General features: G+C 67.6%; 11 protein-coding genes. 10 read left to right on the plus strand and 1 reads right to left on the minus strand.

The genetic code is table 11. The features are described 5' to 3' along the window. Positions 1 to 29: 29 nt before the first annotated feature. The 9 genes from glmS (at position 30) to groES (ending at position 8879) form a co-directional block, all read left to right on the plus strand. Positions 30 to 1892: a glutamine--fructose-6-phosphate transaminase (isomerizing) gene (gene glmS, locus GM1_RS13860; RefSeq protein ID WP_008379764.1), complete on the plus strand. Its 1863-nt coding sequence runs from the start codon at positions 30 to 32 to the stop codon at positions 1890 to 1892. A gap of 11 nt (positions 1893 to 1903) precedes the next feature. After that, the gene (locus tag GM1_RS13865; protein ID WP_008379767.1) at positions 1904 to 3376 is read left to right on the plus strand and encodes an NAD(P)H-hydrate epimerase; all 1473 of its coding nucleotides are present in this window, start codon (positions 1904 to 1906) and stop codon (positions 3374 to 3376) included. Further along, on the plus strand, positions 3373 to 4533 hold the full coding sequence (alr, locus tag GM1_RS13870; RefSeq protein WP_040520160.1) for an alanine racemase: 1161 nt from the start codon (positions 3373 to 3375) through the stop codon (positions 4531 to 4533). The genes GM1_RS13865 and alr overlap by 4 nt, the downstream gene beginning before the upstream one ends. A gap of 1 nt (position 4534) precedes the next feature. Beyond that, positions 4535 to 5728, plus strand: a complete 1194-nt coding sequence (locus GM1_RS13875) for an alpha/beta fold hydrolase (RefSeq protein ID WP_008379770.1) — start codon at positions 4535 to 4537, stop codon at positions 5726 to 5728. After that, a complete protein-coding gene (gene tsaE / locus GM1_RS13880) occupies positions 5725 to 6216 on the plus strand; it encodes a tRNA (adenosine(37)-N6)-threonylcarbamoyltransferase complex ATPase subunit type 1 TsaE (RefSeq protein WP_008379772.1) in 492 nt (163 codons plus the stop codon). Before GM1_RS13875 ends, tsaE begins: the two co-directional genes overlap by 4 nt. Next, positions 6213 to 6908 carry a tRNA (adenosine(37)-N6)-threonylcarbamoyltransferase complex dimerization subunit type 1 TsaB gene (gene tsaB, locus GM1_RS13885; protein WP_008379774.1) on the plus strand — a complete coding sequence of 232 codons (696 nt, stop codon included), beginning with the start codon at positions 6213 to 6215 and terminating at the stop codon, positions 6906 to 6908. The genes tsaE and tsaB overlap by 4 nt, the downstream gene beginning before the upstream one ends. Continuing rightward, on the plus strand, positions 6901 to 7398 hold the full coding sequence (gene rimI, locus GM1_RS13890) for a ribosomal protein S18-alanine N-acetyltransferase (RefSeq protein WP_008379775.1): 498 nt from the start codon (positions 6901 to 6903) through the stop codon (positions 7396 to 7398). The genes tsaB and rimI overlap by 8 nt, the downstream gene beginning before the upstream one ends. Further along, positions 7395 to 8423 (plus strand): tRNA (adenosine(37)-N6)-threonylcarbamoyltransferase complex transferase subunit TsaD, encoded by a 1029-nt coding sequence (gene tsaD / locus GM1_RS13895; RefSeq protein WP_008379776.1) that lies wholly within the window; start codon positions 7395 to 7397, stop codon positions 8421 to 8423. The genes rimI and tsaD overlap by 4 nt, the downstream gene beginning before the upstream one ends. 159 nt (positions 8424 to 8582) lie before the next feature. Then, positions 8583 to 8879 carry a co-chaperone GroES gene (gene groES / locus GM1_RS13900; protein WP_008379778.1) on the plus strand — a complete coding sequence of 99 codons (297 nt, stop codon included), beginning with the start codon at positions 8583 to 8585 and terminating at the stop codon, positions 8877 to 8879. 80 nt (positions 8880 to 8959) lie between these two features. Here groES and GM1_RS13905 read toward each other — a convergent pair whose 3' ends face one another. Beyond that, on the minus strand, positions 8960 to 9199 hold the full coding sequence (locus GM1_RS13905; protein ID WP_052005413.1) for a WhiB family transcriptional regulator: 240 nt from the start codon (positions 9197 to 9199) through the stop codon (positions 8960 to 8962). Positions 9200 to 9695: 496 nt separating this feature from the next. Between GM1_RS13905 and GM1_RS13910 the strand changes: the two genes are divergently transcribed. Next, on the plus strand, positions 9696 to 10583 hold the full coding sequence (locus tag GM1_RS13910; protein ID WP_008379782.1) for a hypothetical protein: 888 nt from the start codon (positions 9696 to 9698) through the stop codon (positions 10581 to 10583). Positions 10584 to 10750: the final 167 nt, after the last annotated feature.

Here is a 10750-nt window from a genome sequence, read left to right on the forward strand (position 1 = left end):
GGCCCGGACAGCCGGTAGTCTTAACGACTATGTGCGGAATCGTTGGATACGTGGGCTCGCGTCCCGCGCTGGACATCGTCGTCGACGCCCTGAGGCGCATGGAGTACCGCGGATACGACTCCGCCGGTGTTGCGATCCTCGACGGTGAGGGTGGCCTCACGGTCGAGAAGAAGGCCGGTCGCCTCGAGAATCTCGACAAGCAGATCGCCGAGGTGGGACCCGGCGCACTCACCGGCACCACCGGCATGGGCCACACCCGCTGGGCCACCCACGGCCAGCCGACCGACCGCAACGCACACCCGCACGTCAGCCACGACGGCCGACTGGCCGTCGTTCACAACGGCATCATCGAGAACTACGCGCCGCTGCGTGCCGAACTCGAAGACTCGGGCGTCGAGTTCTCCTCCGACACCGACACCGAGACCGCCGTCCACCTGCTCGAACGCGAGTACAACTCGGGTGAGCACTCGGGCGACTTCGTGGCGGCCGCCTATTCGACGCTGCGCCGTCTCGAAGGTGCGTTCACACTGGTCTTCACCCATTCCGATCACCCGGACACGATCGTCGCCGCACGCCGGTCCACTCCGCTCGTGGTCGGAGTCGGCGACGGCGAGATGTTCCTCGCGTCCGACGTCACCGCGTTCATCGAGCACACTCGCGAGGCTGTTGAGCTCGGCCAGGACGAAGTCGTCGTGATCACCGCGGACAGCTACACCGTCACCGACTTCGACGGAGTCGTCACCGGTGGCACCCCGTTCCACATCGACTGGGACCTCGCTGCCGCAGAGAAGGGCGGCTACGACTACTTCATGCTCAAGGAGATCGCAGAGCAGCCCGCAGCGCTCTCGGACACTCTCCTCGGACACCTGCAGAACGGTCGCATCGTGCTCGACGAGCAGCGACTGACCGATCAAGACCTCCGGGACGTGGACAAGGTGTTCGTCGTCGCGTGCGGCACCGCCTACCACGCGGGCATGATCGCGAAGTATGCCATCGAGCACTGGACTCGCCTGCCCGTCGAAGTGGAGTTGGCGAGCGAGTTCCGTTACCGCGACCCCGTGCTCGACCGGTCGACCCTGGTCGTGGCCATCAGCCAGTCCGGCGAGACCGCCGACACCCTCGAAGCCGTTCGTCACGCGAAGGATCAGAAGGCGCGCGTCCTCGCGATCTGCAACACCAACGGTGCGCAGATCCCACGTGAATCCGACGCCGTGCTGTACACGCATGCCGGACCCGAGATCGGCGTCGCATCGACCAAGTGCTTCCTTGCACAGATCGCCGCCGCCTACATGGTCGGCCTCGCGCTCGCGCAGGCCGTCGGCACCAAGTACCAGGACGAGGTCGTCCGCGAATTCGAGGCGCTCGAGCAGATCCCGGCGGCCGTCGAGAAGGTGCTCGAGCAGATGGAACCGGTCCGCGACCTGGCGCGTTCGTTCGCCTCGTCCGACACCGTTCTATTTCTCGGCCGCCACGTCGGCTACCCGGTGGCTCTCGAAGGTGCGCTCAAGCTCAAGGAACTCGCCTACATCCATGCCGAGGGCTTCGCGGCGGGCGAGCTCAAGCACGGCCCGATCGCTCTCATCGAGGACGGTCTGCCGGTGATCATCGTGATGCCGTCGCCCACCGGCCGAGCATTGCTGCATTCCAAGATGGTCAGCAACATCCGCGAGATCCAGGCACGTGGTGCGACGACGATCGTCATCGCGGAACCGGACGACGCCGCAGCCGCCGCCGTCGCCGATCACCTCATTCCGATCCCGGCTACGCCGACGCTGCTGCAGCCGCTCGTCTCGACGGTCCCGCTGCAGGTGTTCGCGGCCACTGTCGCGCAGGCGCGCGGGTACGACGTCGACAAGCCGCGCAACCTAGCCAAGTCGGTCACCGTCGAATAGGTTCCTCCGCCGTGACCTCCTACTACGGGGCTGATGCCATCAGATCGGCCGAGCAGGCGACGGTCGGATGGGCCGAGGGATCCTTGATGGCGCGGGCGGCCCACGCGGTCGCGTCGACGGTGCTCACCGAACTCCGACTGCGGACGGGAGCGGTGTACGGCCGGACTGTGGTCCTGCTGGTCGGCGCGGGTGACAACGGCGGCGACGCGCTGTTCGCGGGCCGCCATCTGCGTGCGCGAGGCGTCCGGGTGGTCGCGGTACGTACGTCGAGTCGAGTCCACGAGGCGGGTCTCGCCGACTTCCTCAGCGTGGGGGGCCGAGTCGCCGAGCGTCTGCCCGAGCGGGTTCACCTCGCGGTCGACGCGGTGGTCGGGCTCGGAGGTCGTGGTCCGCTGCGAGAACAAGCAGCCGCACTCGTCGCCGAACTGGCAGTGCGGCGCGTCCCGATCGTCGCAGTCGATCTGCCGTCCGGCGTCGACGCCGACACCGGCGTCGTTCATGCGCCTTCTGTGCGCGCCGACGTGTCCGTCACCTTCGGCGTGCACCGCATCGCGCATCTCCTCGCCGCCTCGAACTGCGGCCGGGTCGTGGTGGCCGACATCGGCATCACGCCATCGCACGGATGGAGCGAGCCCGCGGTGACCAGTCCGACCGACGCAGAGGTCGCGGATCTGTGGCCGCTTCCCGGTCCGGACGACGACAAGTACAGCCAGGGAGTCGTCGGAGTGATCGCCGGGTCGGCCAAGTATCCGGGTGCTGCGGTCCTGTGCACCGGCGCCGCCATCGCGGCCAGCTCGGGAATGACCCGCTACGTGGGGCCGGCTGTCGAGCAGGTCCTGGCGAGCACGCCCGAAGCGGTCGCCGTGACCGACCTCGGTGCCGCCGGGCGTGTCCAGGCGTGGGTGGTCGGCCCCGGATACGGCACAGACGCACACAGCATAGAACTGCTGGAACGTGTCCTCGCTCACGACGTGCCGGTGCTTGTCGACGCCGACGCACTCACGGTCTTGGCCGCGCACGAACACGTTCGAGACGTCGTTCGAGAACGGACGGCGCCCACTCTTCTCACCCCGCATGCAGGGGAGTTCGTCCGAATAGCGACCGCCGTCGGTAGCGAGGCCGCAGAACTCGTCGCCACCGATCGGCTCGCGGCGGTCCGGCGTCTCGCCGCTGATCTGAACGCATCTGTGCTGCTCAAGGGGCGGGCGACTCTGGTAGCCGATCCGAACGGAGTCACCGCGGGCACCGACGCCGGCTCGTCGTGGGCGGCGACCGCCGGGTCGGGCGATGTACTCGCAGGCATCATCGGCGCACTTCTCGCCGCAGGCGTCGATCCGCGAGTCGCGGGAGTCGCCGGAGCACGTGTTCACGCCCGCGCCGCGGCGCACGCCAGCGGGGGAGCGCCGATCGGAGCGTCCGAGCTGGGCGCGGCGGTCCGTCCGGCTCTGCGTGAACTCCTGCGTTTGCGACAATGGACTCGATGACAACCGCCAATCTGATCGCCACCGTCGACCTCGACGCCATCGCGCACAACGTCGGGGTACTCGGCGAACGCTCGGGTGCCGGGGTGATCGCAGTGGTCAAGGCAGACGGATACGGTCACGGTGCGGTGCCCGTCGCGAAAGCGGCGCTCGCTGCCGGTGCCGCCGCGATCGGAACCGCAAGCATTCGTGAGGCGCGCGAGCTCCGTGCGGGCGGCGTCGACGGTCACGTGATGACGTGGCTGCACCGCCCCGACTCCGATTTCGCAGGTGCCGTCGCTGATCGGCTCGACATCGGAATCAGCTCGCCGCGACAACTCGACGCAGTGGTCGCTGCCGCGCGTGCCGCCGGGACGACCGCGATCGTCACCGTGAAGGTCGACACCGGGTTGGCGCGCAGCGGTGTCGCTGCCGAGGAGTGGGACGCCGCGGCGTCCGCGGTGGCGGTGGCCGTCGCCGAGGGCGCGGTGGAACTGAGCGGCGTCATGTGCCATCTGGTGTTCGGTGACGAGCCGGACAATCCGTTCAACGATGTGCAGGCCGAGCGGCTCGACGCCGCGGTGGCGGACCTCACCAAGCGGGGAGCACGGCCGAGGATCGTGCACATGGCGAACTCGCCTGCCGCGCTGGCCCGACCGGATCTGGCCCGCGACCTGGTCCGACCGGGCATCGCGGTGTATGGCTACTCACCGATCCCGTCGATGGGCGATTTCGGTCTCGTCCCCGCGATGACCCTCGAAACACAGGTATCGCTGGTCAAGAACGCAGAGCAGGGCCAGGGTGTCTCGTACAGCCACACGTGGCATGCTCCGACCGACACCGTCCTCGGGGTGATTCCCGCAGGCTACGCCGACGGTGTGCCCCGTTCGCTGTCCGGTCGCCTCCAGGTGCACATCGGGGATCGACTGTTCCCGAACGTCGGTCGGATCTGCATGGACCAGTTCGTGGTCGACCTCGGCCCGGACGGCGGAGGCGTCGCCGAGGGCGACCGCGCGGTGCTCTTCGGTCCGGCATCGGCAGCGCCGGGCGAACGGGTTCCCACCGCCACCGACTGGGCCGACGCACTCGGCACCATCGACTACGAGATCGTCTCGCGTATCGGCTCGCGACCGGAACGCCGCTATGTCGGCGGACCGTCCGGACAGACTCAGGAGGGCTGACATGGCGCAGCGAAAGATCTTCAAGCGGAAACCCAAGGCCGCCAAGCGGACTCCTGCGTGGCGGTCCGGGCTGACCCAGGTCGGTTCGCTCGGGGCAGAGGCCGCAGGCGGCGTGATGCGGCGACGCAGGACGCGCAAAGAGATCGGCGGCGCCGACCCGAACGAGGGCATCGACTTCAAGCAGATCTACCGCGACGAGTCGTCGACGGTCACCGCAGACGACGGCGTGGCACTTGCGGTCCGGTCGTTCGTGACCGGTCCGGACACCGACGACGGGCAACCGTGGGGCCGGACGTCCACGCCGGAACTCACCGTGATCTTCGTCCACGGATTCACCCTGCGGATGGCCTCGTGGCACTTCCAGCGCTACGCACTGGCGCAGCGGTGGGCCGACCGCCGCATCAAGATGGTGTTCTACGACCAGCGCGGACACGGCGCCAGCGACCTGTCGGCGGCGGAGACCTCCACGATGGCGCAACTCGGCGACGATCTCGCAGCCGTCATCCGAACCATGGCGACCACGGGACCGGTTGTCCTCGTGGGTCACTCGATGGGCGGCATGTCGATCATGTCCCTCGCTCGGCGTCATCCCAAGCTGTTCGGTCACGGTGGTCGGATCGCCGGTGTCGGGCTCGTCTCGACCGCGGCCCGCGGCATCACCGAGGCCGGTCTCGGTGAGGGCTTGAACAACCCGATCGTCGACGCGCTGGGTCTGTCCGTCCGCTACATTCCACGTGCGGTGCAGGCCGGTCGCGGCATCACCCGCCGCGTAGTGGAACCGGTGCTGGTGGCCGCGAGTTTCGGTCCGGACTATCACAGTCCGTCCGCGGGTCGGGCCGTCGAGTCGATGATCCAGAACACGCACATCGCGACGATGGTCAACTTCCTCAAGGTCCTCGAGAGTCACGACGAGGTGACGGCGCTGCCGATGATCGCCCAGGTCCCGTCTGTTGTCATGTGCGGCGACATGGACCGTCTCACGCCGCTGCCGAACTCGGTGGCCATGTACTCCGAGCTCGGGCAGGATTCCCGGCTCATCGTCGCCGAGGGCTGCGGGCACATGCTGCCGATGGAGTATCCGGAGCTGGTGACCGACGGCATCGAAGACCTCGTGAACCGTTCGAGAGTCGCGCTCGGCCGCCCGGTGATGCCGTGGCGCACGGCGCGCCGCGACGAGATCAGGTCACGTCCGTGAGCGCGCAGCGCCCCGGAGGGGGACATCGCGGCGGGGGACGCCGGGACCTGCACGACACCGCCGACACCGAAGCTCTGGGCCGAGAACTGGCGGCCGACCTGCGTGCGGGTGACCTGGTGATCCTCGACGGACCATTGGGCGCGGGCAAGACCGCACTGACCCGCGGGATCGGCGCCGGACTCGGGGTTGTCGGACGCGTGTCGTCGCCGACGTTCATCATCGCCCGACAGCATGCACCCGGTGCGGACGGAGGACCCGGGATGGTGCACGTCGACGCCTACCGTCTGGCCGACGCGAACGGCACGGCCACCCTGGACGACCTCGACGCCCTCGACCTCGACACCGACCTGGCCGACAGCGTGGTGGTCGTCGAATGGGGGGAGGGCGTCGCCGAGCGTCTGACAGACGAACATCTGCTGGTGCGACTGCGCCGCGACGACGAGACAGAGACACGGCACGCCGTGTGGGAGTGGGTGAGCACCACATGACGACTGCAGGCGATCCGGTGAGAGTACTGGCGATCGACACGGCGACCGAAGCGGTCGTCACCGGTGTCGTCAGCGTTGAGGGCGATCATGTCACGACGCTCGCTGAACGCTCGATCACCGAGAACCGACGGCACGCCGAGATCCTGACCACTCTCATCCGTGAGGTGCTCGACGAAGCGGGCATTGCGGGAAGCGACCTCGACGCGGTAGTCGTCGGAGTGGGCCCCGGTCCGTTCACCGGACTTCGGGTCGGCATGGCCACTGCGTCGGCGTACGCGGACGCGCTCGGACTTCCCGTCCACGGCGTGTGCTCCCTCGACGGGATCGCCGTCGACGCCGCACTCGACGGCGAGACGCTCGTCGTCACCGATGCCCGCCGACGCGAGGTGTACTGGGCCCGGTACCGCGGTGCCGAACGGATCGACGGACCGGGCGTCCTCGCGCCCGCGGACCTCGAGACCGGCGACGCCACCCTCGTGGGACCGCAGCGCTTCCTCCAGACCATCGATCACACCGACTCGCGCGAGCTCATCGCCCCGACCGCCGCCGGTCTCGTGACGGCCCTTTCGACCCGCGACGTGAGTCGAAAGGCAGCGCACCCTCTCGAACCGCTCTACCTGCGCCGTCCGGACGCGGTGGAACTGAAGGATCAGCGCCGGAAGTCGTTGTTGCCGGTGACCGGCGGTGAGTGACCTGCCTGTGATCGACGCATTGACCGAGGCCGATCTTCCGCGGTGCGCGGAACTGGAAGCCTCGATCTTCGCCGACGAGTCGCCGTGGCCGCTGAGCGGGTTCGTCGCCGAGCTGCGCGCGCCGCACAACCGGTACTTCGCGGTGCGGACCGCGGAGGGTGCACCGGTCGCCGGATACGCGGGCATCAGCGTGCTCGGTCCCGTCGGCGGACGCGAATGCGAGATCCACACGATCGCCGTCGATCCGGTACACCGTGGAGCCCGCTACGGATGGGCCCTGCTGGAGACCATGCTTGCGGTTGCCGACGCGGAGTCGGCGCCGACCTTCCTCGAAGTCCGCACCGACAACCGGCCCGCCATCGACCTGTACGAACGCAGCGGATTCCGCGTCGTCGGAACCCGACGCAATTACTATCAGCCCTCCGGGGCCGACGCCTTCACCATGGTGCGGCCTGCCGGCGGCATGTCTGACCAGGAGGAACGCCCGTGATCGTGATGGGCATCGAGAGTTCGTGCGACGAGACGGGCGTCGGAGTCGTCTCGTGGGACGGCGAGACGGCCACGCTGCTCGCCGACGAGGTCGCGTCCAGCGTCGACGAGCATGCGCGTTACGGCGGCGTGGTGCCGGAAGTCGCGTCGCGCGCTCACCTGCAGGCGATGGTCCCGACGATGACTCGTGCGAGGGAAGCGGCGGGGATCGATCGTCCCGATGCGATCGCGGTGACGATCGGCCCCGGTCTGGCCGGTGCGCTGCTCGTCGGCGTCGCCGCGGCCAAGGCCTATGCACTGGCCTGGGACGTCCCGCTTTACGCGGTCAATCATCTCGGCGGGCACGTCGCCGTCGACACGCTCGAACACGGCCCGATGCCGTCGTCGGTGGCACTGCTCGTCTCGGGTGGACACACCCACCTCCTCGGCATCGACAGCCTCGCGCAACCGCTCGTCGAGATGGGCACCACTGTCGACGACGCGGCGGGGGAAGCATTCGACAAGGTCGCGCGTCTGCTCGATCTCGGCTATCCGGGTGGTCCTGCGCTCGACGCCGCGGCGCGGGATGGTGACCCGACGGCGATCAAGTTCCCGCGGGGTCTCACCGGCCCGCGCGACGCCCCGTACGACTTCTCGTTCAGCGGACTGAAGACCGCGGTGGCCCGGTTCGTCGAAGGTGAGGTCCGTGCGGGACGTCCGGTGTCGATTCCGGACGTTGCCGCGTCGTTCCAAGAGGCGGTCGCCGACGTGCTCACCGCGAAGGCGATCCGCGCATGCCGGGAACGAGACGTCTCGACGCTGGTGCTCGGCGGCGGTGCGACTGCCAACTCCAGGATCCGCTCACTGGCCGACGAACGGACCGCGGCCGCGGGCATCGAACTCCGCGTTCCGAAGCCTCGTCTGTGCACCGACAACGGTGTCATGGTCGCGACACTCGGCGCACACGTCATCGGCGGCGGGGCGCCCGCGTCGCCGCTGACGGTGGCGACCGATCCCGGCATGAGCGTCCAGATCAGCAAGCTGTGAGCGAAACTCCCGCCCGACCTTGATGGTTTAGCACTCCCATGGGTAGAGTGCTAGATGGCTCTGGTGCACCGTCCACGGCACCCGCGACGACGCGGACGCGTGCACCGATACAAAGAGCCGCGAACGTTATTCGGTAACACGAAGAGAAGGAATGACATCGTGGCGAGCGTGAACATCAAGCCGCTAGAGGACAAGATCCTGGTGCAGGCCGTTGAGGCCGAGACGACCACCGCTTCCGGTCTGGTCATCCCGGATTCGGCTAAGGAGAAGCCGTCCGAGGGCAAGGTCATCGCAGTTGGCCCGGGTCGGGTCACCGAAGCCGGCAACCGCGTCCCCGTCGACGTCGCCGAGGGCGACGTCGTCATCTACAGCAAGTACGGCGGCACCGAGGTCAAGTACGCAGGCGAGGAGTACCTCATCCTCTCTGCACGCGACATCCTCGCAGTGGTCGGCTGACTCAGCCTTCCCGACGCAGCAGAACGCCCCGACCGGATTCCGGTCGGGGCGTTCTTCGTCGTCTGCGGCCAAGCGGCCTGCTAGCCGGCGAGGCGGCGCGGAGAGCGGCGGCGGAGGAGATTGCGCTCAGACTCCGTCATGCCGCCCCAGATGCCGTACGGCTCGTCGACGCTGAGTGCGTGCGATCGGCACTGGTTGAGGACGGGGCATGCGCCGCAGACCTGCTTGGCCCGGCGTTCGCGCTGGGTGCGTGCCTGGCCCCGTTCGCCTTCGGGATGGAAGAACACAGAGGAGTCGAGTCCGCGGCAGCTGCCGTTCATCTGCCAATCCCAGAAATCGGAATTAGGTCCAGGCAGGCGGTCGAGCGTGGTGATCAATCTTCTCTCCCTGACGTGATTCTCGTGCGACGCATTCTGCATCTGCCAGCAACGGTAGGGCGTTGATGAAAAGTGAGTCAAACCCCGATTCGCAGGCTTTTCGACACGTTATCGACGTCGTTCGGTGAACAAACGGTGGTTCGACTGCGGCCGTCACGAACCCATGGAAAATGCAATCCAGGTCACAAATGATCGGACATTTCGTCGCCTCTACCTGGTCGTATGGCCCTGCTTGTGAGGGGTGTGGCGCTCGGTCGGTAGCCTCGGTCAAGCGTATGCGCCGGTCTGTCCGGGGGCGCCAAGGTGAATTGCAGACGAATGAACGGTTACCGATGATGGAATCCATCCATCATATTGTCACTCGTTGTTACATGAAGTTAATTATCGGGTGTCGCGGCATTCCTTCATCGCGCACACAACTCTTCTCGAAGGCGGTTCGATGCGGTTGGCTGATGAGCGATGGGTGCGTGAGGCGTTCGGTGTCGACGATCTGGGGTCGGATGCGCCTGCGGGTGCCGATCGCTGGGCGCGAGCCGTCGCCTTGGGGGCGGGTGGACGTGCCGCCAATGCGCGGGCGGTCCTGGGGGAGCTCGATCCGCGGTCGCCGATCCTGCAGAGTCTTGCGGCGTCCACACGTGGATCGCTTGTCAGGCAGTCGGGCCGCCACTCCGACGCCCGCGTGGACGATGGTCGGGCATGTGCGACTGCCGTCTCGCGAAATGTGCACGCCACCGCGCGTACGACGTCGCCTACGGCCGCCTATCGCCTCAGGCGTGCACATTCTGCGGAGGGCGACGATCTGTGGGCGAAGACGGCGTGGCTGGACGGGCTCATCGGCCTCGCCGCCGACAATCTCGGTATCGGTGCGTTCGCCGCGTCCCACCGTCTGCTGACCCGTGCCGGTGACGAACTCGAGTCGTTTCCCGTGTCGGCAACAGTGAATTGGGCCACGATTCCACGGGTGGCGCTCCGGCACGCGTGGGTTCGGGCGGAACACGCCCTGTACTCGGGAGACGCCGCGTCGTCGTCTGTTTGGGCGACACGCGCGGACGAACTGGCGGCGGGCTCGCCGTCACCGCGCCATCGCATCAAGACCGACCTGATAGGCGCTGCCGTCGACTCCGCCAACGGGCGGCTCGAGGTGGCCGTCGCTCGTGCGCACGACGTCGAGAAGCGTTGTGCCGAAAGGCGACTGCTCCCACTGCAGTGGGCGGCCGCCACGATGCTCGCGGGCATCGACCCTGCTGACGTCGGCGCGTCGCATCGTGCGTCGGATCTGCTCACATCGATGTCATTTCTCGGCATGTCATTTGCAACGGGTGCATGAACACCAGTGTCTGGTCGATACAGTGGACCGGTGGATCTCCGACGCAGCGGCCCTTCGTCGCACCCGATTGCGCCGGAGAACTATCTTTGCCAATCCGTAACACTTCGAGACTCGATGGACGATGAAACTGACAGGTGATGCGTTGGGCCAAGCGGTCCAGGCGGCGG

Source organism: Gordonia malaquae NBRC 108250 (genome assembly GCF_000344135.1).
GTDB lineage: Bacteria > Actinomycetota > Actinomycetes > Mycobacteriales > Mycobacteriaceae > Gordonia > Gordonia malaquae.

Bases quoted from the DNA above. Each gene is read 5' to 3' on its own strand.
- glmS (WP_008379764.1), top strand. From the start codon at position 30: ATGTGCGGAATCGTTGGATACGTGGGCTCGCGTCCCGCGCTGGACATC.
- alr (WP_040520160.1), top strand. From the start codon at position 3,373: ATGACAACCGCCAATCTGATCGCCACCGTCGACCTCGACGCCATCGCG.
- GM1_RS13875 (WP_008379770.1), top strand. From the start codon at position 4,535: ATGGCGCAGCGAAAGATCTTCAAGCGGAAACCCAAGGCCGCCAAGCGG.
- tsaB (WP_008379774.1), top strand. From the start codon at position 6,213: ATGACGACTGCAGGCGATCCGGTGAGAGTACTGGCGATCGACACGGCG.
- GM1_RS13905 (WP_052005413.1), bottom strand. From the start codon at position 9,199: ATGAACGGCAGCTGCCGCGGACTCGACTCCTCTGTGTTCTTCCATCCC.
- GM1_RS13910 (WP_008379782.1), top strand. From the start codon at position 9,696: ATGCGGTTGGCTGATGAGCGATGGGTGCGTGAGGCGTTCGGTGTCGAC.